Origin of the sequence: Thermococcus chitonophagus, from assembly GCF_002214605.1 — an archaeon.
Lineage (GTDB): Archaea > Methanobacteriota_B > Thermococci > Thermococcales > Thermococcaceae > Pyrococcus > Pyrococcus chitonophagus.
Map to the genome: position 1 here is coordinate 1,094,305 of NZ_CP015193.1, position 22,529 is coordinate 1,116,833.

Genomic DNA, 22,529 nt, shown 5'->3' on the forward strand with positions numbered 1-22,529 from the left:
TAATGCAGGTTTGGACTAAATTATTTGCAAAAAGCCCATTTAAGCCCCTAATAAAGCATGCGGAGGTTGTGGTGCAGACAGTAGAAACTTTAGAAAAGGCCCTAGACTTATGGGCCCAGGGAAACTATGAGGAGATGAAGAAATATGCAATTGAAGTAGACAGGCTTGAAGACGTCGCCGATAGAATAAAGATGGAGCTCAGGAACAGCGTTACATCAAAACTGTTAATGCCCGTCCAGAGAACCGACATTCTAGAATACCTCCACATGCAAGATAAAGTTGCTGATGCTGCAGAGGATACGGCTAAATGGTTACTAGTGAAAAAGGAGATAAATGTGCCCCAGGAGGTAAAAGACCTTATCCTAAAGATGGGGAGAGAGAGCATTAAAGCTGCAAAGCTTGTCTACGAAGCAATCAGACAAATGGACACAGTAGTTGAGAGCGGATTTTCCGATGCGGAAATAGAAAAAGAATATGAGATAATAAAGCAGATAGAAGACGTCGAGAGTAAAATCGATGGTCTAGATACTAAGCTCATGGAGCTCGTGTTAAACAACAATTTAAGCTGGGCAGATGGCCTTTATATCCTTAACATAGCAAGAACACTTAGCAACATTTCAGATAAGGCAAAAGATGCTGCAGAAAGAATAAGAATAATGATGAATAAGTGATCAGATGGCGATCATGGTAGAAGTCATCTGTATCTCTGGCATCTTTCTTATCTTTTCAGTTATGAACTGATCAAGATCTTTCAGTGTATCGGTTTCAACCTTGACAATTAGATCATATTCACCGTACACTACGTAAGCCTCCTTAACCTCAGGCATCGCTAGAAGTTTTTCCATAACTTCCCTTTCCTTACCAGCTGCCGTCACCATCAAGATAAAAGCCGTCACCATTTTCCATCACCAAATTGAATTATTTTCCGTCAGGTATTTAAAGATTGTCTTACCTTTACCGACACTCTAATAAGATAATAACCCAAGGTTTTGGACGGTGGGTGTTATGGTTTTGAGAATTTACAATACCCTAACACGACAAAAGGAGGAGTTTAAGCCTCTCAGAGACGGAGAAGTACGAATGTACGTTTGCGGCCCAACAGTTTACGATTATCCTCATTTAGGCCATGCAAGGACTTACATAGCTTTTGACGTGATAAGAAGGTACCTAGAGCACAAGGGATACACGGTTTTGATGGTCATGAACTTCACAGATATAGATGACAAGATAATCAGAAGAGCTAAAGAAACCGGAGAAGACCCAAGAGAACTTGCTGAGAAGTTCATAAAGATATTCCTAGAGGATATGCAGGCCCTAAAGGTCAAGCCAGCCGATATATATCCCAGGGTTACGGAACACATTAACGAGATAATAAAGTTCATTGAAAAGCTCAGGGAGAAAGGTTATGCTTATGAGGGAAGCGATGGCGTTTATTTTGAAGTCCAGAAGTTCAAAGATTATGGAAAGCTAAGCGGTATTAAGGTGGAGGAGCTAAGGAAAGGAGCCAGAGTCGAGCCTGGCGAGGGTAAGAAAAATCCGGAAGATTTTGCCTTATGGAAAAAGGCTAAGCCAGGAGAGCCTAAATGGGAGAGTCCCTGGGGCGAGGGAAGACCCGGATGGCATATAGAATGCTCGGTAATGAGCAGTAAGTACTTGGGTGAGAGTTTTGACATACACGGAGGCGGAAACGACTTAATTTTCCCGCACCACGAAAACGAGATAGCTCAAAGTGAAGCCTGCTTCGGTCACGAGTGGGTTCGTTACTGGCTTCATACTGGCTTTGTCATGGTTAAAGGGGAGAAGATGAGCAAGAGCTTGGGCAACTTTGTCACGGTGAGGGAACTGTTGCAAAGGTACAGTCCAGAGGTCATAAGGTTCTTCGTTCTTCAGAAGCACTACCGCTCTCCCCTCGACTATACCGAAGAGGGGTTGCAACACGCGAAGAACAACTTAGAGAGGCTTTACAACACCCTTGAAAATATCAGAGTAGCTATGGAAAAAGCTGAGATAAGTTACACTTGGGGAGAAAAAGAGTTTGAGGCCTACGAAGCAGTTAGGGACGGAAGAAGGAAGTTCTACGAGGCCATGGATGACGATTTTAATACAGCAGAGGCGCTAAGAGCTGTATTTGAAGTAGCCAATGCAATAAACAAGTACCTAACCGAAACGGAAAGGCCTAAGGAATCAATATTAAGGAAAGCTTGGGAGTTCTTCAAGATCGTCAGTGAAATTTTCGGAATATTCGAGGACTACTTCAAGGAAGAAAAGAAAGGGGAAGAGGAAGAGCTCATCAGGTTACTAATAGAAGTTAGAGCCCAGCTCAGGAAGGAAAAGAGGTACGATCTAGCGGACAAGATAAGAGATGAGCTCAAGAGGCTTGGAATACAGCTTGAAGACAAGGGGGAAGAAACCATCTGGAAGAGGATAAAAGTCTAGTCCTCGGGTCCGTGAATGCACTGAAAGTTCAGGGTTATCAAGGTGTCAATTAAACCACTCTCTATGTTCTCCTTAATTTTTGGCATTATTCTTTCTAATTCTTCATCACTAAGTGGTCTCTTGTCCCTAAGCCACTTTACTTTTCCATCGTTTTTATCCAGAACAACAACTTCATCCCCTTCAAAGTACAGAGGGAGATAGTTCATTCTAAATCCGTAAAATTTCTCCGTGAATTCCATCCTGGCTCTTAACAGCTCAAAGTACCGCCTAACTTCCTCCATAATACCACAATTTTACATTTATAAAAGGGTTTTTAAAGTTAGAGTTAGAGGACATTCAGGTACTTATGAACCTGAAAGCTCAAGCCAACGTTCTTCTTCCCAAGAATCTCTGCCGCAACCCTGTAGATATCCATCAACCTAGCTATAGAGATGTCGATAGGCTCTTTAGGTTGTATGGCTAGAGGAGCAAGACCTTTCAGCAGTTCAGCGTACCAGCGGACGTTTTCTAGTTTTGTTTCATTTGTTACAACAAGCTTAGCGTAGACTTCGACCCCTGCCTTCTTAAGTATCCTTATGCTTTCAATTTCCCTAAGCACCAGATCCCTCCAGTTTTTTGCTGCCTTTGCGCTCTCATCTTTTATATCAACACTTGCGTAGTCTGTAATGTTGGCAACTTTTCGTATTGCCTCTGGAAGACCCCCATGGGTCTCTAAAAAGTTATCAAAGCCGAGTTCTTTCATCTTTGTCATTAGAGTTTTCAGAGCTTGTATCTGAAGGGTTGGCTCACCGCCTGTGTAGCTTATCGAGTGTATATCCCCAGTATCTAAGTGAAGAATCACTTTTATGACATCTTCTAAATTCGCGGGGTTCTGTCTATATTCGAATTTCCCAGTGAAGGGTTCCACCTCGTATCTCCAATGGGAAACACCCGAAGCATCTATATATTCCCTAGAATCACACCATTTACATCTTAAATCACAACCTGCGAATCTAACAAATATCTGCCTTCTGCCGAAAGTACTGCCTGGGAGACTTCCTCCCTCCCCCTGCCAACTGTTAAAGATCTCCGCTAGAACAAGCTTTACCACTCTAGCTCCACCCCATAGTCACTTCCTTCCCAGAGAACTAGCCTCTTTAAAATAACTTTATCGGGCAATTTGCCCTTTATTTTATCCGCAAGCCATAAAGCTATGTTCTCAGTTGTTGGGTTATCAAATATCTTATTCAGATTTCTATGGTCAATTTCTTTAGTTACACTCTCAATTGTCTTTCTGAGCTTTACAAAATCCATTATATATCCATGCTTTATTGGTCCTTCAACAATAACCTCCAAGAAAAATGTGTGTCCATGTAATTCTTCCCAATCGTTTTCGATTTTAACTGCGTGAGCAGCGTCAAAGCTTGTTCTAACAATCAACCTTGCCTTCATGAAATCACCAAGAAGAATTAGGTAGACTCCAAATAAAAGGATTAAGAATCAGAGACCCTGGGAAAGTATCTTTGTTGTTACATCATTTCCTTCCTTATCGTAAATCCTGTAATAGCACTTGCATGGGAACTTCATTGCTGCCCTCCTTGCACCTTCAATAGCGAACTTAAGGTGCTGCCTGTTGACCCTAATGCTGAGTATCTTCTGATCCCTCTTGAGCCTTGCAGCTAGTCCTATGGGCTTCCCGAAGGGCCTTCTCATTCCGTTACCGTAACGATCTGCCTTCCTTCCGGTAGCCATCGGGTTCTCTCTAAGAACTTGGAATGGGTAAACCCTTATCTTGAAATGGTAGTTGCTCCTACCGACGTTCTTCTGGAGGTACCTGTTGACCTGCTGTCTCGCAGCCTCAAGTGCGTTCTGCCTTATCTGAACAGGCTCAGCGGTGTGGAGGGCAACTTCGAACTCAAAATCTCCAGCAGGGTTCCCCATGTCGAAGATGGTTATCTTTGGACCTGGAGCTCCTCTAATGTATTCCCTTCTTGTGTAAGCAGGCTTGTCAACGTACCTATCGATCTTAGCGGGCCTTAGAGCCATATTCTCACCCCCCTGATTAGAGTGATTCCAATGTATGCGCCCAGGGAAAACTTATAAAGCTTTCTTCTTTTTGGCTTCAAACTTCCCTATAATGTTCCCCCTGAGGTCATAAACGTAAACGTTGTCGAACTTTACTAAGGCAAACTTCTCCATTATGTTACCCACTATCCTTGAGTAAGCCATCGCCGCACCGCCCAAAATGTTGTACTCTGCTTGACTCTCGAACTTAAGCCAAACCTTTAAAGTGTCCTCCGTAACTTCGAGGCCAGCCAAGACTCCAGATTCAAGTATGCTCTCGCCAGTTACTGGATCTGTTATCTCTCTCATTTCTTCTAAGACTTCCCTATATTGTTCGGGCCACTCTCTATTGGGATAATAAACCTTCATGTTGTTCCCCTCTTCTTAAAGCCTTATTAACGTTCTTTTGATTATGCAAAAAGTTTAAATTTACTTTTTTGCAGCCCAATCTGGGGTGAGAAGATGGGGAGGGATGGGAATGACAACAGTACTCCTCCAAAAGCTAAAGGAATCTATAAGATTTACGTTTTCAGCGCTATTGCTGTGTCTAGTTCTTGATTTCGTGGGAGGGACTTTCTTAGGTGTTAACTATTCTGAAATAGTGAAGAACTATCCCATAATTCTCGTCATTCTCCCGGGCCTCATGGATCTCAGGGGAAATGTTTTTGGAACTTTAGCTTCCAGACTCACGACAAAACTAAACCTTGGGATTATAAAAAGGCTCAAAGATAGGGAAGTAAAGAGGGAAGTTTTAAGGGCAATTTTCTCATCTAAAATACCCCTGATAGTCCTCTGGGTTATTGGAGTGCTACACACCGATAACCTTAGGATGGCGGTTGCTGCATTACTTGTCGTTATCCTTTCGGCTCTCGCAATAGGAATAGTCTTAGGTTACTCTGCAGCACTAATAACAATAGTCCCGTATTCAAGAGGATTTGATCCAGATAGAATAGCCGCACCCCTGATAACATCGATATCGGATATAGTGACGATACCAACTCTCATATTCTTCTTGAACCTCTATCTCGTCAATAGGCAAATGTTTTACCTCCTGCTTTTCCTAACGTTAGGCATTCTTATTTGGCTGGGAGTTAGGAGTGGGAACATAGTAGAGCGCAGTTTTACCGAGATCGCTGGCATACTAACGTTCCTAGCATTGATAGAATCATTTGCAGGCTCCCTGCTTGAGCAGTATTCCTCAGCGATTGGGAAGATGATACTCTTGGCGGTGCTTTACCCCTCAATACTTGACAGCCTGGGGAACATGGGAAGCGTTATAGTTGCCAGGCTCTCCACTAAATATCACCTTGAAGGAGAAGAAGGGATAAAATCAAAAGATACTTGGCTTGAAATCATGGCTATGCTCTTGATGAGCGTTCCATTAATAATTATTGCAAACATTATAGGAATGCTAATAGTTGAAGTCACAATGCACGTGCACTCTCATCTTGTTGCCCCTCTGATCTTAGGATATCCCCTGATAACCTTGATCGTAATGATAATTGGGGTTGCATTAGTTCTCGTTGCCCCAAAGATACATCTCGACCCTGACAACCTCGGAGTTCCCCTAATAACCACAATAGCTGATGTCCTGGGGACGATTTTCGTAGTTGCTCTGGCATTGCACTAAGCTATTTGGAATATCTTTATCGAGTTCGTTCCAACTGTTTTCTCTATTGGTCTGCCCTCCGTCATGAGAACCATGTCATCGCTTTCCACTAATCCCAACCCCTTGATTAGCCTGACTATGTCCTTTTCATCAAACCCCTCTTCTAAGCAGAAGGAGTACACCCCGTAGCTGAACATCAGGTTGTTACAGACCCTCTCGTTCGTTGAAAATGCTAGTATCCACTGCTTTGGCTTGAACCTCGAGATAAGTCTAGCCGTCTTTCCAGTCCTCGTGGGGGTTAAAATGTACTTTATGTCAACTGTACAGAGGGCATCTATTATGCTCCTCGTGATTGCCTCTTTTATCGTGCCCCTATGTGTATTGCTCTCAAGCCATTCCCTTATTCTGTTAAGCCCAAAGCTCTCCCGGTATTCTTCAGTAACCTTCGCTATTTTCGCCATCATTTCCACGGCCTCAACTGGAAACTTTCCAACTGCTGTTTCCTCCGAGAGCATTACGGCATCCGTCCCATCAAGTATTGCGTTTGCCACATCGGTGACCTCAGCCCTTGTGGGAACCTTCTCAGTTGTCATAGAAACGAGCATCTGCGTTGCAGTAATTACGGGCTTTCCTTCCTGATTCGCCTTCCTAATGAGCTTCTTCTGCAGTATTGGTAGCTTTTCAATTGGCATTTCTACGCCCAGATCACCTCTAGCTATCATTATGCCATCTGCAGCATTCAGAATCTCATCAAAATTCCTAACCGCATCTGGCCTTTCTATCTTTGCTATAACGAATATATCTCCGGCATTCTTCTTCTCCAGAAATCCCTTAACTTTGAGAACATCGTAAACGCTACCGACGAAACTCAAGCCTATGGCATCAACTCCATGTTCAACGGCAAACTCTATTATCTCCATGTCCCTGGGGGTGACTGCTTCAACCGGAAGGTGGGCCTTTGGAATATTGATTCCCTTCCTGGAGAACAGCTTCCCACCCGAAACAACGACAGCCTCTACTTCATCTTCTCTAACCTCTTCCACCCTCAGCACTATGTATCCATCGCTCAGGTATATCGTATCACCTTTGGACACGAGTTTTGGAAAGTCTTTGTACTCAACTGGGATCGTTGTTTCATCCCCTTCAATATCCCTTGTAGTTAGAACAACCTTATCTCCTCTCTTGAGCTCGACATATCCTCCCTTTATCTCTCCAACTCTAATCTTTAACCCGGGTAGATCGGCAAGTATTGCAACTCTTTTGTCAAGCTTCCACGCTACTTCTCGAATCCTCTCGATTACCTTTGCATGCTCCTCAAAAGTCCCATGAGAAAAGTTTAGTCTCGCAACGTTCATTCCAGCCTTTATGAGTTTCTCTATCATCTTCTTTGAGTTCGTAGCTGGACCTATTGTTGCCACAATCTTCGTCTTGTGTCCTGGCAACTTCACCTAGCACCACCATAGATGATACTCATTTCCCCAATTTACGACTTACTATTATCAGTCCCAGGGAGGGTGGGAGATAGGGAAGAAATGCGAGGTAATAAATCCCTAGAGAGCCAAAGGTGTATGCTAACCCAAAAATTATCCCTCCTAAAAAGGCAGATATGTTCTGAATTCCATTAATTCCACCAATTGCAAGCGAAGATCTTGAATGGGCAACCAAAATCTTTCTTGATATAGGCCTGAAAGAGTTCACCGCCAACAATGCCAGAAATATGCCCAAGAATATCGTGAACTCCGTTTTAATGCCGGCGAGAATTGGAGCAAGGAACCCAAATACGGCTATGATCTTGAGGGCCTTAGCGCTTCCCAGGGAATCAGCTATCCAAGATATGAAGTATGAAGTCAATGATGAAATGAAGCTTATCGTTCCGAGTATCATTGCAACCCTACCCTTTTCCAAGCCGAGGGTCTCAGATATGTATACATAGGTTATCTCGCCAAAGGCAAAGGCAGATATAAATGAAATGATCGCTCCAAATGTCATTACGGTTCTCGGATTTACCTCAATGTCCTCCCTCTTTTCTACCTTTTTCTCCCTCTTTATACTGCCTATGAGGAGATATGCAACTGCCATGAGAATGCCCGTTAAGATATAGAAAAGGCCGGAGATTATCATCTGTCCTCTCATTCCCAAGCCAATCGTAAACGCGTATAGGTAGTTGCCAGCAAGTGAGGCCAAACTCCCAAAAAAGAAGTAAAGGGCAGAGATTCTTGCTCTAGTATTTTTAGGAGAAGCATAAGCAACTGCCAATTGCGCTAAAGGCCAGCTGATCCCATTTAAAAGCCCATTCACTAACTTTATCCCAACTATGTGAATCCACGAAGATGTTAGAGAATATAAGTAGACAAGGGGCGCATTTAGTGCCATGGCTAGTGCTCCTAAAATTATTAACTTTGGTCTTTTATCAACTAAATAACCCCCAAAAACTGCGGCAAAGGCTCTAGCTAATATGAAGGAGGTCGATATTATTGAAATTGAAACCATTGAAGCCTTCAAAACATCCCTACTGTAGTAAGCTATCGCGGGCACGGCTAACCTGAACGCTAAACTCCCAGTAAATGCCGAAACGATAAGCAATATTACCGCGAGGCTATTCCTTTTAAACATCGAGCTAAACTTTCAGACAACCTTTTTAAAAGCCTTGCCAAGCTTTTTAACGTAATGTTTAGAACCTTTGGTGGGTGAGAATATGAAGAGGGTCGTTATAATAGGTGGCGGAGCCGCTGGAATGAGCGCGGCATCACGTGTAAAGCGTTTAAGGCCTGAATGGGACGTCAAGGTTTTCGAGGCAACAGAATGGGTAAGTCACGCTCCTTGTGGTATCCCTTACGTTGTCGAGGGGATCTCACCAACTGAAAAGCTGATGCACTATCCTCCAGAGGTCTTCATTAAAAAGAGGGGGATTGACCTCCACCTCAACGCTGAAGTTATAGAGGTAGACCAAGGGTACGTCAGGGTCAGGGAAAAGGACGGAGAAAAAAGCTACGAGTGGGATTATCTAGTCTTTGCCAACGGTGCCTCTCCTAAGGTTCCACCAGTTGAGGGCATTGATCTCCCTGGAGTGTTTACAGCCGACCTACCCCCAGATGCCGTTGCGATAAAGGAATACATGGAAAAGCACGAGGTAAAGGACGTTGTCATAGTGGGTGGAGGGTACATAGGAGTTGAGATGGCGGAAGCTTTCGTTGCTCAGGGCAAAAACGTAACGGTTATCGAGAGGGGCAACAGAATACTGAAGAGGTCTTTTGACAAGGAGGTTACAGATGTTTTGGAGGAGAAGATGAAACAGCACGTCAACTTAAGGTTGCAGGAGATAATCATGAGAATAGAAGGGAGAGACAGGGTTGAAAAAGTCATTACAGATGCTGGGGAGTACAAGGCAGACATAGTTATACTCGCCACGGGAATAAAGCCAAACATAGAGCTCGCAAAGCAATTGGGCGTTAGGATAGGTGAGACGGGGGCAATATGGACGAACGAGAAAATGCAGACAAGCGTTGAGAATGTTTACGCTGCAGGAGATGTTGCCGAGACAAAGCACGTGATTACGGGAAGGAAGGTATGGATTCCCCTTGCACCCGCTGGAAACAAGATGGGATACGTTGCGGGTAGCAACATAGCAGGGAAAGAAATACACTTCCCTGGGGTTCTGGGGACTAGCATTACTAAGTTCATGGACGTTGAGATAGGAAAGACTGGATTGACAGAGCAAGAGGCAATAAAGGAAGGGTACGATGTTAGAACGGCATTCATAAAAGCATCAACAAGGCCCCACTACTATCCTGGGGCAAGGCCAATATGGTTGAAAGGAGTAGTTGACAATGAAACGAACAGATTGCTTGGAGTGCAAGCTGTGGGAGCAGAGATACTCCCCAGGATAGACACAGCTGCAGCGATGCTGATGGCGGGCTTCACCACGAAGGATGCATTCTTCACGGACTTAGCCTATGCACCTCCCTTCGCCCCGGTCTGGGATCCTCTGGTTGTTCTTGCGAGGGTTCTCAAGTTCTAATCCTAATCTATTATTCTTTTCATCCAGCTCCCCCTAAGGAACCATATCAACCCTATTATCGCAGCCAAGAAGTTGCTCATTCCCATGCCAAAGAAGACTCCTTTACTAGTAAAGCCGAAAAGTTTCGCCAATGGTATCTTAAAGTTTATGGAGTGGCCCAGGACTGTAAAGACAACCACCAAAGCTGGAACGTAGCCAAAAGCATAGCTCAGAGGAATCCTAAAGCCCCAAAGCCTTAGCATGCTCATTATCATGCTCTTCTTGGTGTGGCCCGCTGAAGTGAAAACCCTCGTAACCACGACAAAGATGCCGTTGAAGAAGGGGACTGATATTAGGAAGTACTTCAGTACTATCGCGCTCTCGGCTATAACTTTCGGATCATTCAAGAATATCTTAAAGATAGGAACCCTAAAAATGCCAATCGTTAAAACGGCAATGCTCGCTATTATAAAGTTCACGACCATGGTTCTTTCTGCTATCGTTTTAGCCCTCTGATACTTCTCCGCACCTACGTTTTGGGCAACCATAGTACCCATGGCCATGCTGAAGCCTCTTGATATGCTTGTTATGAAGTTCACAAGCCTGGTTGTTATCGTATAAGCCGCGTACGTTACATCTCCAAAGCCCATGATTATCCTTGTGAGAACGACGAAGCCAAAAGAGTTGGCGGATTGGCCTATACTGGAAGGAAGGCCAACCCTTATTATCTTCGAATAAAACTTCCAGTCTGGCTTCATATCACTCCACGTGATTTTTAGTCCGGCTTTTCCACTCAAAAGGAGTTTAAACCCTATAACGGTTCCAACAGCATTGGAAAGAACAGTGGCTATTGCCGCTCCTGAAACCCCCAGACCTAAGATAAAGATAAACACCGGATCAAGGATTATGTTAAGGAAAACCGTGAGCATGCTTATCTTTACGGGAGTTTTGGTATCTCCAGAGGCCCTCATCAAAGCGGTAGATGCCATGAACGTGAACGAGGCTGGAACACCGGCAAAGACTATCAGCGAATAAGTGAACGCATAGGGATAGATAGTTTCTGTCACGTGCATAAACCTCAAAGCCAGAGGCAAGATTGCTATACTTATCACAGCGGACAGCGTGGAGAAGAATAAAATGAGCGATAATAGGGCGCCAGCTGAGCGATTGGCCTTCCTGTAATCTCCAGCCCCAATGTACTGACCCACTATTGAAAATCCTGCCATTGTAAAGCCCATGCCGAGAGCCATGAGTGTACCGATTATCGGCCAGCTTACTCCTGGTGCCGAAAGAGCAGCCCTTCCAAGCTTGCCGAGCCAGAAGGTGTCGGTTATGTTATACAGAACTTGGACTAAGTTGTTCACTATTATGGGCCAAGCTAACTTAAACAGCGTCCTTTCAATTGGCCCCTCTAGTATCTCTTTTCGCATTGCCTTGACTTTCTCCATGCTCATTCTATTATCCTCCTCATCCAGCTCCCCGTCATGAACCATGCTAGACCGATTAAAGCTGAAATGACATTACTAAGGCCCATCCCTATCCAAACCCCAGCACTGTCATGGAGCATCTTCCCGAGATAATAGCTAAGGGGTATCCTTAATCCCCAGAGCCTTATTGTACCCAGGACGAGGTTTTTCTTGGTATGGCCTGCTGAAGCAAAAACATTTGTCACCGCGGCAAATATTCCGAAGAATGGAAAAGATGCAGCGAAGTACTTTACAACTTTCTCGCTCTCCCTTAGTATCCCAGGATCCTTTATGAAGAAACTAAATATCTGTTCCCTAAAGGCTATGAATATAATAGTGCCGAGTGAAAGTATAAGGAAATTAATAAGCATTGCCTTCTCAGCTATTATCTTTGCCCTCTCATACTTCTCCGCCCCAACGTTTTGCCCAACCATGGTTCCCATTGCTTGACTTATCCCATTGGCAAAGGCGAACATGAAGTTTGTCAGTCTGTTAGTTATGGTGTAAGTTGCAAATGCAACTGTTCCATAGCCGTAAATTATCCTAGTCAGAAGAACAAAACCAAAAGAATTCGTCGAATCACCAATTGTTGCAGGTAGGCCTATCCTAAAGGTCTTCCAATATAAGCTTAGGTCAGGCTTCATGTCCTCCAAGGTTATCCTTATGCTAACCTTCCCCGTAAAAAGGAGATAACCTCCTATTACTGAGCCAACTCCCTCACTAACTACAGTAGCCAAGGCGGCACCTAAAACTCCCATTCCAAGAGGAAATATGAATATTGGATCGAGGATTATGTTCAGGATTATCGTGAACACGTTCACTATTACTGGAGTCCTTGTATCACCAACAGCCCTTAGTATGAAGTTAAACGCATAGAGGGTTAGAGCGATAGGGATACCAGCGAACACTATCACCATGTACTTTAGGGCAAAGGGATAGACTTCAGGAGTTACTCTAACAAACTCCAATGCATAGGGAGCAATGAATATCCCAAAGCCAGCTAAAATGGAGGATAGAAAGAGAAGGAGAGCATAGAGAGAACCGGCAACTTTACTTGCCTTCTTGAATTCGCCCGCTCCAACATACTGGCTAACCATGGCAAAGCCTGCTGTAACAAATCCAGCACCCAAACTGGTCATAAACCAGAGCAAAGGCCAAACAGTTCCTGGGGCAGAAAGCTCAGCCTTTCCGAGCTTTGCTAACCAAAACGTGTCCGCTAAGTTGTACATAACTTGGACTAGGTTGTTTATTATTAGAGGAAACGCGAGCTTAAGTAGGGTTTTCTCTATGTTCCCGTGAAGTATCTCTTCCCTTGCTTGCTGGAGCGTAGTCATCAAATGCCCATCTAAACGTTATAATAAAAAGTTTATCATGGAATTAATCTCCAATGACGTCAAAGCTTATCTCGAGCAATTCTTTGTTTTTCCTAAACCTAACTTTCCTTACCTTGATTACTCCGATTTCCCCGGTTGTCTTCGTATGCTCCTTATTACACGCATTTACATTCCAATTCTCGATTACAACTACCTTCAGAACTTTCACGTTGTCAGGAACGGGGAATAGGTCGTACATATCTTCTCCAAATTTTTCTTCAGCTTCCTCCCTGGGAAGTTCATAGACTTTAATTGGAGCGTTCTCCCTGATTTTTGCATTTGCAAGTTCTTCAATCTTTTTGATCTCCTCTTTGGTAGGCTTTCTGTTAAACTTAACGACGAGGACACCATGGGCACCCTTAACATATGTTGATGCTGTCCATTTTGCTTCCTTCCCTAGAACCTTAACAATTGCTCCCTTGAGTACGTGAAGAGCTGTGTGTGTCTTAACTTCATTACTCATGTCCACTACCACTCGCCAAATAAATTTAACATCTTTCCCTCTAAAATTATCATTTGAACAAAATCAAACATCGGAAATTGCACAGCATTTCTTGAATGTTCTTCAGGCCTCTCGTGGATTTTTTGAATAATATTAGCCAAGAGCTTTCTCTTTTAAACAAAAACTGTTATAAATGCCAAATTCGAAAATGTTTCGACATAAAATATTTTGAGGTGATTAAGATGGCTGAACAAAAGAAGAGGAAAAGGGTTGTCATTCTGGGTGCAGCTGGAAGAGATTTCCACAATTTTAACGTCTTCTTTAGGGACAATCCTGAGTATGAAGTTGTTGCCTTTACAGCTACCCAGATCCCTGACATCGAGGGAAGAGTTTACCCACCTGAGCTCGCTGGTGAGCTATACCCGAATGGGATTCCAATACTCCCTGAGGATGACCTTGAGAAGATAATCAAAGAGAAGGATGTTGACATTGTGGTCTTCGCTTACTCTGACGTCTCTCACGAGCACGTTATGCACTTAGCTAGCAGAGCCCACTCAGCTGGAGCCGACTTCTGGCTTCTCGGACCGAAGTCAACCATGCTCAAGTCCAGCAAGCCAGTTGTAGCTGTTACAGCAGTTAGAACCGGTTGTGGAAAGAGCCAGACATCAAGAAAGGTTGCAAGATTACTCCAAGAGATGGGCTTCAAGGTTGTTGCAGTTAGACATCCAATGCCCTACGGTGATCTCAGGAAGCAGGTTATCCAGAGATTTGCCACATTCGAAGACCTCGACAAGCACGAGTGTACAATTGAGGAAAGGGAAGAGTATGAGCCCTACCTCGAGAGGGGCATGGTAGTGTACGCTGGAGTTGACTATGAGAAGATACTCAGAGAGGCAGAGAAAGAAGCTGATATAATCCTCTGGGATGGCGGAAACAACGACTTCCCGTTCTTCGAGCCAGACCTCTGGATCGTAGTTACCGACCCACACAGGCCAGGCCACGAGCTAACCCATCACCCCGGTGAGACTAACTTCAGGAGCGCCGATGTAATTATAATCAACAAGATCGACTCAGCCCCACCAGAGAACATCCAGACGATCAGGGAGAACATAGAAAAGGTTAACCCGAACGCCATCGTTATTGAGGCAGCATCGCCGATCTTCGTCGATAAGCCAGAACTCATCAAGGGCAAGAGGGTTCTAGTGGTTGAGGATGGACCAACACTAACCCACGGTGGAATGAGCTTCGGCGCAGGTTACATTGCTGCCAAGAAGTACGGAGCAAAGGAGATCGTTGACCCAAGGCCATACGCTGTAGGTTCGATCATCGAGACCTACAAGAAGTACCCACACCTCAGCAACATCCTGCCAGCAATGGGTTACGGCAAGAAGCAGATCAAGGAGCTTGAAGAAACAATAAACAGGGCTGATGCCGATGTAGTCATTATGGGAACTCCAGTTGACCTCAGAAGGTTCATGAACCTCAACAAGCCCGCAGTTAGGGTTAAGTATGAGCTCGAGGAAATCGGAACGCCCAAGCTCAAGGACATCCTTGAAGAGTGGGTCAAGAAGTGCGAGAAGCTCAAGAAGAAGGAGTGATACCAAACCTTTATCTACCTTCTTTCTAATTTTACTTCATGAAGCTCCTTGTAATCGCACCCTGCTTGATAACACCCTTCTACGTCTACAGGGGGCCCAAGGAAAAGGAGTACAGAGTTTCCAAAGAGATAAGAAAGATAATTTCCGAATTGGATGAGGATTGGCAGGTTCTAGCGTATCCATGTCCAGAATTCATCCTCCTTAAATGGCCAAGACCCCCAATGAGCAGAGAGGTAATGGCTCACTTGGGAATGGAAAAGATTGTAAAGGATATAGCCGACTTTATAGGAAGGGTGATAGCCGAGGAAAATCCTGAAGAAGTTGTTTTTGTTGGGGTTAAAGGATCTCCAACATGTGGAGTTTTTGTCACAACTTCAAGTGATCCCGAAATTTACGACTATCCCTCAATCCGGAGGTTCTTTTATCTAGGGAAAGAGGAGAGAATTAAGGGATATAGGGAGATTATTGAAAAGTTTGGGCTTAAACCTAGCCCCGGGAGCGGTCTTCTGTTTGAGGAACTTCTGAAGAGATTTGGGAATCTTAGTAATACATATTGGATTGAAATCGACAAAGATAATATGAAAGAAGGAATAGAATCGCTTAGAAAAGTTATCAGAGAAACCAGAGAAAAACCGAAAAACTAATTAAGAGCATCAGCGTAGAATTTCACAATCTAGGGCTAAACTGTGGGAGTAGTTTAAATTGTGGTGATGTAGGATGGTAATAGAGGAGGCCATAGAATCGGTATCTTCGATTCCAGATCCTTATATGAGAATTGTAACCTATGGAAGGATAGGAGTATCACTTGCAAAAGCAAATGATCCAAGGTATGAAAAAGTATTCAAACTAGCCTTTGAGGAGCTGTCAAAGATAGAGGATCCCTATATTTTACTTAGGAGCTTACTCGTCATAGGATATTCAACAAGTCTTGCGGGATTTAAGTCATCAAAAAAGGCATTCAGGGAAGTAATGATAAACTCTGAAATGCTACCACCTGAGTTGAGAGACTCAATAAGAGCTGAAGCCGTTGACTACCTAGTTTCTCTTAGAGAACTCGAAGAAGCACTGTTTTATGCTTTGGAGATAAAGGACAAGAAGATTAGAAATGAAAAGCTCCTAAAGATATTAGAAAAGGCCCTTGACGAACTTGGAGGAGAGAAAATTAACATCATATACAAAAAGAGAAAGGTAAATCTTATACTAGAAGCAATAACCGATGAACCCTATAGATCCGAGGCGATAGTGAAAACTATTAGGCCCCTCCTTTCCGTAGGTGATTATAGGCGAGTAATAGAACTTGTTCAAGAAATTAGTAGCAGGCCTTGGTTGAGACAGGCTCTTGCTGAAATATTATTGTATCTCAAGCAAGAGAAGGAAGAGCATGTACAAGAACTCGTAAAATTCTCCAAAGAACTTGCCATAAAGGTTAAAGAGGACATTAGAGAAGACTTAGCTTATATATTTGCAATTCATGGATTTATTGATCATTCAGTTGACATTATCGAAGAAATTTCAAACCCTGAATTTGTCCTGAAAGAAATATTTGAAGTTCTTTTAACAAGAAATCCCAAGAAACTTCGGGATTTTCTTGAAAGGCTGTCTCCAGGCCTGTTATACTACCTTAAACAAGACATAATAAAAATGCTAAATGAGGGTGATGAAAATTTAAAAGAGATAGTGGATGTTATTGCAGGGAAAAACATCAGTGAAGACATTCTTATCGGCGCCGTTAAATACTATCTCTCGATTGATGATCTTCAGAATGCAATGAAAGTTATGTCAAACTTAAAAAGTGAGAAGGCAAGATCTATAGCCTTGGGATTCCTAGCCCACTATTTAATTAAAGTTGGAAACATCGGAGATGCTGTTGATATAGTCCTCAGTATTAAGGATAAAAGATTAGCCTCAAGACTTGCCTCTGAGATACTCGTAAAAGTTGTGGAGGGGAGCCTAAGTGAAGTTCCCGAGAACCTTCGGGAGAAAGAAAGAGCTGGAGAACATCCAATTTCTTTATGAAGTACTAGACAAAATGGCAAAGAATGGGGTTCTAAGAGAGGATGTTATTGAAGAAGTGTATTGGACACTAAAAAAACTCCTAAAAGGAAAATATGATGCTGAAATCCTTGAGGCATTTGAGGAAGTGGTCACACTTAGGGCTAAACTTAGCATGGAAAAGAACCCTGAAAAGCATCTAATGGTAGCGAAGGAAATGCTTGCCAAGTATTTGGAGGGATGATTATGGATGTAATAAAAATTACCACATCAAAAGAATTTGAGGTCGTAGATATAACTGGTAAGGTTAGGGAGATCGTGAGGAAATCAGGAATTGAGAATGGAATAGTAGTTGTATTTACCAGGCACACCACAACTGGAATAATCATTAACGAGAATGAAAGCGGTTTAATTAGCGACCTCGAAAAGACAATAGAAAAGCTCATCCCCAAAGGTGCCGGTTACACTCATGACAGAATAGATAACAATGCTCACTCCCATCTAAGGGCAATAATCTTGGGCTCAAGCGTTGCTATCCCAGTTGAGAACGGTAGGCTTGCCCTAGGAACATGGCAGAGCATACTTTTCATTGAGCTTGATGGACCGAGGACGAGAGAAATATATGTAAAGGTCTGCAAGTGCTAGCCCCCGCTCACGGGCGGGAATATACCAACAACATCTCCATCATTAAGCTTCTCATCCCAGGAAACGTACCTGCCATTAACAGCTATATTGGCATCTGCATCCTCATCAAAACCTTCCCCGAAGACTTCCTCCCTGAACTTTGGGTGCCTCTTTTTGATTTCCTCTATTAGATCTTTCACAGTTGCCCCCTCTGGAAGCTCTAAAACCTCTTCATCGATCCCGGCGAGTGTCCTGAACCTAGCTAAATATTTGACCTTAACCTTCATACCACACCCATGGGACTACTCCCAAGGAAATATAAGGTTTAGCTAAAAGGAAAAGAGCGTAACCTCAACTTCTTCTCCCTCATCAAGACTCTCAACGTTCTCCGGTATCTCTATGAAGCCATCAGCATCTATGAAGCTCGTTACGGCCCCGCTACCCTTCAGTATGGGGACAGCGATGTTACCCTCAAGCTTCACCGGCAGGAACTGTCTCCTCCCCTTTACCGAAAATACCTTGTGCTTTAACCTGGCTTTAACCTTCTTTACTTTGCCTTCCCTTCCCAAGGACTTCAAGAGGAGAGGAGCAACCAGTAACGTGAAGTTAGTCAAGCAACTCGTCGGATACCCAGGAAGGCCGAATATTGGCTTACCCTTAACTATGCCTATTATGGTCGGCTTTCCAGGCTGAATTGCTATTCCGTGAACCTTCACTTCCCCAAGCTCCTCTATGACTGAAGCCGTTAGATCCCTCATTCCCCCACTTGCCCCTCCGCTGAGAATTATCAAGTCGGCAACTTCAATAGCCCTTTCTATGAGCTCTTTCAGGCTATCCCTGTTGTCCTGGGCGATCCCAATGAAAATTCCCTCTCCACCCAATTCATTTACTGCATCGGTTATTGCCCTCCCGTTTATGTCGTATATCTGGCCCGGCTTAAGCTCTTGCCCGGGGAGAACAACTTCATTGCCAGTGCTTATCACGGCCACTCTAGGCCTCTTGAAGACCCTAACCTTGTAAATGCCAACCGCAGAGAGAAGGGCCGTCTCCTTGAACGTAAGCTTCGTTCCCTTCTTAATCAGCAACTTCCCTTTCTCTATATCTGTCCCCTTCTTCATGATGCCTAGCCCAGGGTAAGCGGGTTTTTGAATTATTATCTCATCGTTAATCCTTTCAACGTCCTCAAACTGGATTACTGCATCTGCGTTCTTAGGCAACATTGCTCCCGTGGAAATGTACACTGTCTCTCCTTTTCCGAGCTCTATCGAAGGGACTTCTCCGGCATGAACTTCCCCAATGACTTTAAGCCTAACTGGATTCGCCTCGCTCGCCATGAATGTATCTTCAGCCCTAACGGCATATCCATCCACGGTGGCCCTGTCGAAGGGAGGGACGTCTATCGGGGAGTAGACGTCTTCAGCAACTATCCTTCCGAGGGCATTCGCGAGATCAACTTCCTCGACCTCAACCGGGAGTTTGAATGAGAGAACTACCTTGAGGGCTTCTTCAAGTGGGATTACCTTCAAGAACGCCATTCTTGCACCCCGAGCTAAAGGTTTATAAAAACCATTATTAGGTCTTTCTATTGGGTACGCCGGGGTAGCCTAGCCAGGGAAGGCGCGGGACTCGAGATCCCGTGGGCGTTCGCCCACCGGGGTTCAAATCCCCGCCCCGGCGCCACCTGCCGAGCTCTAATGGATTACTAACAAAAGGCCTCGATAGCTAGTCATTCCCCTTTTATTGTGCTTTTTTATAGGGGGTTTGGGTTATGAAGATACTATTCATTTCAGACTTGCATTACACCCACAATACGTTTCATGGAATTTATCAAGGGCTGGCATGGTCATAGCTTCTCGATATTGTATACCGCACAAAGCCAGACTTAATTCTCTCTGCAGGAGATTGGGACAGGGGGATATCAAGGGAAGAGTTTGAAGAACTTCTAAAAGAAGTCCCCGTGCTATCCATATACGGCAACCATGAGAACGTGGAAGTTTTAAGGCAGTTAAGAAATCCCCTACTTGAAAACAGGCTAGTATAAGGCTAAACCCACACACGAAGACCGTTTTAGAGTGCCTCAAGAGGGTGAAGGCAGATTTAATCCTGGGAGGCTACATCCACGAAACTCCCTACACAATCCACTTGGGAGAGTTCAAGTACTTAAGGGTCGACTCCAGCCAGAGGCATAAGGCTTATGCACTAATAGACACGGAAGAAAGGAAGGTAGAGGTGTTCATTGACAGAGAGAAAGTTGAGGAGTTCGAGTACTAATCCGTCGTGACGACTGCGGAATCCTTCTCCACTATGATTGTGTGCTCGAACTGAGTCACAATCCCGTTCCTTATCTCTTTAAGTATTGGATAGCCGTAGAGGGCCCCAGCCTTCTCAAGGTTTCTGAGGGCGAGCTTTAACTGGCCCTCTGGCATCTCCCCCTGGAGCCACCTGTACGCAAAGGGCAAGGTTTTGTACTCCCTCTTTATCTTCGCAAGGAGGAATCTAGCTTGAGCCATCCTGACGGGAGCGTCCCTCACGTACATGTAGATCAAGGTAGGAGGGACTTCAATCACCTGACCGGCACCTGTTGTCGCGAAGGGCTCTATCGCAAAAACGTCCCCCTCCTTGAGGACGTAGTTGTCGTGTGGCCTGTATATGTTCGGAATGCTTATTCCAGCGTGAAGCTTGTACCTCTCTATCTTGTGGCCCGTAAGGTTGACTATTGGGTTGAAGCCCCTCTTTCTTATTTCATTCTCTATTGCCCTTCCAAGCTCCTTTATCTCAACACCGGCCCTTGCCACTGATATAGCGCTCTCCAAGGCCTCCTTTGCTGCCTCCATGAGCTCGTCAAACTCTCCTCCAACCTTGACTGTTACAGCTGTGTCCGCTATGTAGCCATCAATGTGGACTCCAATGTCTATCTTTAGGTAGTCCCCCTCTTTTAGTATTGTATCGTCACCTTTATAGGGGGTGTAGTGGGCGGCAACCTCGTTAAGGGAGAGGTTAACGGGAAAAGCCGGTTTCCCGCCGAGCTCAACTATCATGCCTTCAATCTTCTCGGCAAGCTCAAGAAGGGAAACTCCGGGCTTTGCCATTTTTATTGCCTCTTCCCTCACCTTCTTGGCTATCTTGCCAGCTTCAATGAGCTTTTCAACGTCCATTAGACCACCCTAATTTGAAGTTTGCAATGAGTATAAAAGGCTATTCTTCGAGAGCCATCAAAAGAACTATTCTCTGCTAAGCCCTAAAGTGCCCAGGATTGTAAGTGCAAATCCCAAGAGATGCCACACAGTTACGGGCTCGCCCATAAGGAGTGCAATGGCAATGGCCACGGCTGGAGCCGGAGTTATTATTGCCGTTGCGAGAGACAAATCAATCCTTCTTATTGAAGCGTACCATATCAGCTGGCCAACCGCTATTATGAAGCCCTCCGCCACCGAATAGGGAGTAAATTCTAAGCCGGTAACTAAGGCGAGGGGAAGCAGATAGAGTGAGCCAAAAGAGTTCCTAAGGAAGGCTATTGTCTGGGGATTTGCATTAGTTTTCTTAGCGATGACGTGTCCGATCTGCCAGAATAATGGAACGAGCAGGAGAAGGAGATCTCCAACGCGCACTTCTAAGCCCTTACCCTGGGTTATAACCATTGCAACTCCTGAAAGCACTAACAGGGAATAGAACGCTCTCCTTCTCGTAATCTTTTCCTCTAAAAATATTGAGGCAAGGATAAAGGAGAAGAGAACTTCAGCTCTAGTTATCAATGCAGCATTCACTACCGTGGAAAGCCTCGCTCCTATTGAGTACGAGAGGTAGGCAAGAAAAGTCCCAAAGAATCCTATTAACGCCCCTCTCTTCCACGTAGCCTTTACCTCTTGTAGGTTAACGGTTGGGATAAGGATTAAGGAAGCAGCAAAAGCAGAGAAAAAGGCAAAGCTTATGGGATTGGTGGGGTTTGCCTTTATAACCACTGGCTCGAGGCCATAAAGTAGCATTCCGGTGAGTGCGAGCAGAACTCCTTCACTCTTCCTTCTCATCTCCCTTTATTTCCTTCAGCTTGTTTACAAGCTTTTCCGCTATCTCCATGAAGGCCTTTGCCGCTGGAGTATCCCCATACAGGACTATCGGAATGCCGAGGTCACTGGCTTCCCTTGCCTTGAGGTCTATTGGTATTTTGCCCAGGAAGTCAACGCCTTCCTTCTCCGCGAGCTTTTCTCCCCCTCCCTCTCCGAAGATGTCTATCTTGTTTCCACAGTGCGGGCAGATCAAATAGCTCATGTTCTCCACTACCGCTATATATGGAACCTCCATCTTCTTCATCATGTTCACTGCTTTTCCAGTATCGAGCAGGGCGACTTCCTGGGGTGTCGTGACAATTATGGCAGCATCAAGCTGTATCGACTGGACTACGGTTAGAATTTCATCTCCTGTCCCCGGGGGGAAGTCTATTATCATGAAGTCCAATTCACCCCACTTTACGTCCCCTAAAAGTTGCTTTATTGCCTTCGTTACGAGGGCACCCCTCCAGATTATTGGCTGATCCTCTGGAACCATCATTCCCATACTCATTACCTTTATTGGAGTAACCTGACCCATGAAGTCCGCCATTGGGGGTATCATCTCGAAGTGGCCGTCGTCAAACTTCTCTGCCAAAACTTCGGCCTTGTCAACGCCGAGCATCTTCGCAACGTTTGGGCCGTGTATGTCTGCATCGAGAATTCCGACGAAGTAGCCCATCTTAGCCAATGCCGCAGTCAAGTTAACGGCGACGGTGCTCTTTCCAACTCCTCCCTTTCCGCTTAAAACCGCTATTTTATACTTCCACTTCTTCTCTTTCTCCTTTATCCTCTGCGTTAGGGGGTCAACGCCAAGTCCGGGCAAGTTTAGGGTTGGAGCCTTTATCGTCATTCCATTCCACCCGTCATGAGTTGTTAGGTTGGGTTAAAAACCTTTGCCCTTTT

Annotated in this window: 27 protein-coding genes and 1 tRNA gene; 12 read left to right on the top strand and 16 right to left on the bottom strand. The window is 44.6% G+C overall.

Annotated elements, in window-relative coordinates; translation table 11 throughout:
• Nucleotides 1-2: 2 nt before the first annotated feature.
• On the top strand, nt 3-671 hold the full coding sequence (locus tag A3L04_RS06125; protein ID WP_068576691.1) for a TIGR00153 family protein: 669 nt from the start codon (nt 3-5) through the stop codon (nt 669-671).
• Here A3L04_RS06125 and A3L04_RS06130 read toward each other — a convergent pair whose 3' ends face one another.
• On the bottom strand, nt 672-899 hold the full coding sequence (locus A3L04_RS06130) for an Lrp/AsnC family transcriptional regulator (RefSeq protein WP_010884736.1): 228 nt from the start codon (nt 897-899) through the stop codon (nt 672-674).
• Nucleotides 900-1,005: 106 nt separating this feature from the next.
• Between A3L04_RS06130 and cysS the strand changes: the two genes are divergently transcribed.
• A complete protein-coding gene (cysS, locus tag A3L04_RS06135) occupies nt 1,006-2,436 on the top strand; it encodes a cysteine--tRNA ligase (RefSeq protein ID WP_068576688.1) in 1,431 nt (476 codons plus the stop codon).
• On the opposite strand, the gene A3L04_RS06140 is transcribed toward cysS, so the two are convergent.
• The 5 genes from A3L04_RS06140 to A3L04_RS06160 are packed head-to-tail and all read right to left on the bottom strand — an operon-like array spanning nt 2,433 to nt 4,848.
• Nucleotides 2,433-2,717 (bottom strand): hypothetical protein, encoded by a 285-nt coding sequence (locus tag A3L04_RS06140; RefSeq protein WP_068576686.1) that lies wholly within the window; start codon nt 2,715-2,717, stop codon nt 2,433-2,435. The two genes, cysS and A3L04_RS06140, sit on opposite strands and share 4 nt — an antisense overlap.
• Nucleotides 2,718-2,761: 44 nt before the next feature.
• On the bottom strand, nt 2,762-3,526 hold the full coding sequence (locus tag A3L04_RS06145; protein ID WP_068576684.1) for a 7-carboxy-7-deazaguanine synthase QueE: 765 nt from the start codon (nt 3,524-3,526) through the stop codon (nt 2,762-2,764).
• Nucleotides 3,520-3,867, bottom strand: coding sequence for a 6-pyruvoyl trahydropterin synthase family protein (locus A3L04_RS06150; RefSeq protein ID WP_068576683.1), 348 nt, complete (start codon nt 3,865-3,867; stop codon nt 3,520-3,522). The genes A3L04_RS06145 and A3L04_RS06150 overlap by 7 nt, the downstream gene beginning before the upstream one ends.
• Before the next feature lie 48 nt (nt 3,868-3,915).
• Entirely contained in the window at nt 3,916-4,461 is a 546-nt protein-coding gene (locus A3L04_RS06155; protein WP_010884731.1) for a 50S ribosomal protein L16, read from the bottom strand.
• 51 nt (nt 4,462-4,512) lie between these two features.
• Entirely contained in the window at nt 4,513-4,848 is a 336-nt protein-coding gene (locus A3L04_RS06160) for an iron-sulfur cluster assembly protein (RefSeq protein ID WP_068576680.1), read from the bottom strand.
• A gap of 85 nt (nt 4,849-4,933) precedes the next feature.
• Here A3L04_RS06160 and A3L04_RS06165 point away from each other — a divergent pair, with 85 nt between their 5' ends.
• Nucleotides 4,934-6,109 carry a magnesium transporter gene (locus tag A3L04_RS06165; RefSeq protein ID WP_157092398.1) on the top strand — a complete coding sequence of 392 codons (1,176 nt, stop codon included), beginning with the start codon at nt 4,934-4,936 and terminating at the stop codon, nt 6,107-6,109.
• On the opposite strand, the gene pyk is transcribed toward A3L04_RS06165, so the two are convergent.
• Both pyk and A3L04_RS06175 read right to left on the bottom strand, forming a co-directional pair.
• A complete protein-coding gene (gene pyk / locus A3L04_RS06170; protein WP_068576675.1) occupies nt 6,106-7,536 on the bottom strand; it encodes a pyruvate kinase in 1,431 nt (476 codons plus the stop codon). The genes A3L04_RS06165 and pyk overlap by 4 nt on opposite strands.
• A gap of 22 nt (nt 7,537-7,558) precedes the next feature.
• The gene (locus A3L04_RS06175; protein ID WP_068576673.1) at nt 7,559-8,701 is read right to left on the bottom strand and encodes an MFS transporter; all 1,143 of its coding nucleotides are present in this window, start codon (nt 8,699-8,701) and stop codon (nt 7,559-7,561) included.
• Between the two features lie 82 nt (nt 8,702-8,783).
• Here A3L04_RS06175 and cdr point away from each other — a divergent pair, with 82 nt between their 5' ends.
• The gene (gene cdr, locus A3L04_RS06180; RefSeq protein WP_068576671.1) at nt 8,784-10,106 is read left to right on the top strand and encodes a CoA-disulfide reductase; all 1,323 of its coding nucleotides are present in this window, start codon (nt 8,784-8,786) and stop codon (nt 10,104-10,106) included.
• A gap of 2 nt (nt 10,107-10,108) precedes the next feature.
• On the opposite strand, the gene A3L04_RS06185 is transcribed toward cdr, so the two are convergent.
• Genes A3L04_RS06185 through A3L04_RS06195 form a run of 3 tightly spaced genes read right to left on the bottom strand, consistent with a single transcriptional unit; the run spans nt 10,109 to nt 13,387 of the window.
• Entirely contained in the window at nt 10,109-11,539 is a 1,431-nt protein-coding gene (locus A3L04_RS06185) for an MATE family efflux transporter (protein WP_068576669.1), read from the bottom strand.
• Nucleotides 11,536-12,885, bottom strand: a complete 1,350-nt coding sequence (locus A3L04_RS06190) for an MATE family efflux transporter (protein ID WP_068576666.1) — start codon at nt 12,883-12,885, stop codon at nt 11,536-11,538. The genes A3L04_RS06185 and A3L04_RS06190 overlap by 4 nt, the downstream gene beginning before the upstream one ends.
• A gap of 43 nt (nt 12,886-12,928) precedes the next feature.
• On the bottom strand, nt 12,929-13,387 hold the full coding sequence (locus A3L04_RS06195) for an alanyl-tRNA editing protein (protein WP_068576664.1): 459 nt from the start codon (nt 13,385-13,387) through the stop codon (nt 12,929-12,931).
• 221 nt (nt 13,388-13,608) lie between these two features.
• On the opposite strand from A3L04_RS06195, the gene A3L04_RS06200 reads away from it, so the two are divergent.
• From A3L04_RS06200 to A3L04_RS06220, 5 genes are all read left to right on the top strand, one after another.
• Nucleotides 13,609-14,964, top strand: a complete 1,356-nt coding sequence (locus A3L04_RS06200) for a cyclic 2,3-diphosphoglycerate synthase (RefSeq protein WP_068576662.1) — start codon at nt 13,609-13,611, stop codon at nt 14,962-14,964.
• A 38-nt stretch (nt 14,965-15,002) separates the two neighbouring features.
• On the top strand, nt 15,003-15,608 hold the full coding sequence (locus A3L04_RS06205; RefSeq protein WP_068576660.1) for a DUF523 domain-containing protein: 606 nt from the start codon (nt 15,003-15,005) through the stop codon (nt 15,606-15,608).
• Nucleotides 15,609-15,681: 73 nt separating this feature from the next.
• Nucleotides 15,682-16,980, top strand: a complete 1,299-nt coding sequence (locus A3L04_RS06210) for an HsdR family type I site-specific deoxyribonuclease (protein WP_068576658.1) — start codon at nt 15,682-15,684, stop codon at nt 16,978-16,980.
• Nucleotides 16,919-17,200, top strand: coding sequence for a hypothetical protein (locus tag A3L04_RS06215; RefSeq protein WP_068576656.1), 282 nt, complete (start codon nt 16,919-16,921; stop codon nt 17,198-17,200). Before A3L04_RS06210 ends, A3L04_RS06215 begins: the two co-directional genes overlap by 62 nt.
• Nucleotides 17,197-17,601: a secondary thiamine-phosphate synthase enzyme YjbQ gene (locus A3L04_RS06220; protein WP_394326728.1), complete on the top strand. Its 405-nt coding sequence runs from the start codon at nt 17,197-17,199 to the stop codon at nt 17,599-17,601. Before A3L04_RS06215 ends, A3L04_RS06220 begins: the two co-directional genes overlap by 4 nt.
• On the opposite strand, the gene A3L04_RS06225 is transcribed toward A3L04_RS06220, so the two are convergent.
• Nucleotides 17,598-17,867, bottom strand: coding sequence for a ubiquitin-like small modifier protein 1 (locus tag A3L04_RS06225; RefSeq protein ID WP_068576654.1), 270 nt, complete (start codon nt 17,865-17,867; stop codon nt 17,598-17,600). The two genes, A3L04_RS06220 and A3L04_RS06225, sit on opposite strands and share 4 nt — an antisense overlap.
• A gap of 42 nt (nt 17,868-17,909) precedes the next feature.
• Nucleotides 17,910-19,115, bottom strand: coding sequence for a molybdenum cofactor synthesis domain-containing protein (locus tag A3L04_RS06230; protein ID WP_068576652.1), 1,206 nt, complete (start codon nt 19,113-19,115; stop codon nt 17,910-17,912).
• A gap of 58 nt (nt 19,116-19,173) precedes the next feature.
• On the opposite strand from A3L04_RS06230, the gene A3L04_RS06235 reads away from it, so the two are divergent.
• From A3L04_RS06235 to A3L04_RS06240, 3 genes are all read left to right on the top strand, one after another.
• A tRNA-Ser gene (locus A3L04_RS06235) sits at nt 19,174-19,260 on the top strand.
• 178 nt (nt 19,261-19,438) lie between these two features.
• Nucleotides 19,439-19,621: a metallophosphoesterase gene (locus tag A3L04_RS11450; protein WP_157092454.1), complete on the top strand. Its 183-nt coding sequence runs from the start codon at nt 19,439-19,441 to the stop codon at nt 19,619-19,621.
• Between the two features lie 44 nt (nt 19,622-19,665).
• On the top strand, nt 19,666-19,851 hold the full coding sequence (locus tag A3L04_RS06240) for a hypothetical protein (protein WP_068576650.1): 186 nt from the start codon (nt 19,666-19,668) through the stop codon (nt 19,849-19,851).
• Here A3L04_RS06240 and map read toward each other — a convergent pair.
• The 3 genes from map to A3L04_RS06255 form a co-directional block, all read right to left on the bottom strand.
• The gene (map, locus tag A3L04_RS06245; RefSeq protein ID WP_068576648.1) at nt 19,848-20,735 is read right to left on the bottom strand and encodes a type II methionyl aminopeptidase; all 888 of its coding nucleotides are present in this window, start codon (nt 20,733-20,735) and stop codon (nt 19,848-19,850) included. The two genes, A3L04_RS06240 and map, sit on opposite strands and share 4 nt — an antisense overlap.
• A 66-nt stretch (nt 20,736-20,801) precedes the next feature.
• Complete coding sequence (locus tag A3L04_RS06250) at nt 20,802-21,605, bottom strand: DMT family transporter (RefSeq protein WP_068576646.1); 804 nt, start codon at nt 21,603-21,605, stop codon at nt 20,802-20,804.
• Nucleotides 21,589-22,476, bottom strand: coding sequence for an Mrp/NBP35 family ATP-binding protein (locus A3L04_RS06255; protein ID WP_068576644.1), 888 nt, complete (start codon nt 22,474-22,476; stop codon nt 21,589-21,591). Before A3L04_RS06255 ends, A3L04_RS06250 begins: the two co-directional genes overlap by 17 nt.
• Between the last annotated feature and the right edge of the window lie 53 nt (nt 22,477-22,529).

What these genes read in the sequence shown, in the direction of transcription:
- A3L04_RS06185 (WP_068576669.1), bottom strand. Translation starts at nt 11,539, where the DNA reads ATGAGCATGGAGAAAGTCAAGGCAATGCGAAAAGAGATACTAGAGGGG.
- A3L04_RS06230 (WP_068576652.1), bottom strand. Translation starts at nt 19,115, where the DNA reads ATGGCGTTCTTGAAGGTAATCCCACTTGAAGAAGCCCTCAAGGTAGTT.
- A3L04_RS06130 (WP_010884736.1), bottom strand. Translation starts at nt 899, where the DNA reads ATGGTGACGGCTTTTATCTTGATGGTGACGGCAGCTGGTAAGGAAAGG.
- A3L04_RS06200 (WP_068576662.1), top strand. Translation starts at nt 13,609, where the DNA reads ATGGCTGAACAAAAGAAGAGGAAAAGGGTTGTCATTCTGGGTGCAGCT.
- A3L04_RS06250 (WP_068576646.1), bottom strand. Translation starts at nt 21,605, where the DNA reads ATGAGAAGGAAGAGTGAAGGAGTTCTGCTCGCACTCACCGGAATGCTA.
- A3L04_RS06225 (WP_068576654.1), bottom strand. Translation starts at nt 17,867, where the DNA reads ATGAAGGTTAAGGTCAAATATTTAGCTAGGTTCAGGACACTCGCCGGG.
- cdr (WP_068576671.1), top strand. Translation starts at nt 8,784, where the DNA reads ATGAAGAGGGTCGTTATAATAGGTGGCGGAGCCGCTGGAATGAGCGCG.
- A3L04_RS06255 (WP_068576644.1), bottom strand. Translation starts at nt 22,476, where the DNA reads ATGACGATAAAGGCTCCAACCCTAAACTTGCCCGGACTTGGCGTTGAC.
- A3L04_RS06155 (WP_010884731.1), bottom strand. Translation starts at nt 4,461, where the DNA reads ATGGCTCTAAGGCCCGCTAAGATCGATAGGTACGTTGACAAGCCTGCT.
- A3L04_RS06210 (WP_068576658.1), top strand. Translation starts at nt 15,682, where the DNA reads ATGGTAATAGAGGAGGCCATAGAATCGGTATCTTCGATTCCAGATCCT.
- A3L04_RS06160 (WP_068576680.1), bottom strand. Translation starts at nt 4,848, where the DNA reads ATGAAGGTTTATTATCCCAATAGAGAGTGGCCCGAACAATATAGGGAA.
- cysS (WP_068576688.1), top strand. Translation starts at nt 1,006, where the DNA reads ATGGTTTTGAGAATTTACAATACCCTAACACGACAAAAGGAGGAGTTT.
- A3L04_RS06140 (WP_068576686.1), bottom strand. Translation starts at nt 2,717, where the DNA reads ATGGAGGAAGTTAGGCGGTACTTTGAGCTGTTAAGAGCCAGGATGGAA.
- A3L04_RS06175 (WP_068576673.1), bottom strand. Translation starts at nt 8,701, where the DNA reads ATGTTTAAAAGGAATAGCCTCGCGGTAATATTGCTTATCGTTTCGGCA.
- map (WP_068576648.1), bottom strand. Translation starts at nt 20,735, where the DNA reads ATGGACGTTGAAAAGCTCATTGAAGCTGGCAAGATAGCCAAGAAGGTG.
- A3L04_RS06125 (WP_068576691.1), top strand. Translation starts at nt 3, where the DNA reads ATGCAGGTTTGGACTAAATTATTTGCAAAAAGCCCATTTAAGCCCCTA.
- A3L04_RS06195 (WP_068576664.1), bottom strand. Translation starts at nt 13,387, where the DNA reads ATGAGTAATGAAGTTAAGACACACACAGCTCTTCACGTACTCAAGGGA.
- A3L04_RS06220 (WP_394326728.1), top strand. Translation starts at nt 17,197, where the DNA reads ATGATTATGGATGTAATAAAAATTACCACATCAAAAGAATTTGAGGTC.
- A3L04_RS06205 (WP_068576660.1), top strand. Translation starts at nt 15,003, where the DNA reads ATGAAGCTCCTTGTAATCGCACCCTGCTTGATAACACCCTTCTACGTC.
- A3L04_RS06190 (WP_068576666.1), bottom strand. Translation starts at nt 12,885, where the DNA reads ATGACTACGCTCCAGCAAGCAAGGGAAGAGATACTTCACGGGAACATA.
- A3L04_RS06150 (WP_068576683.1), bottom strand. Translation starts at nt 3,867, where the DNA reads ATGAAGGCAAGGTTGATTGTTAGAACAAGCTTTGACGCTGCTCACGCA.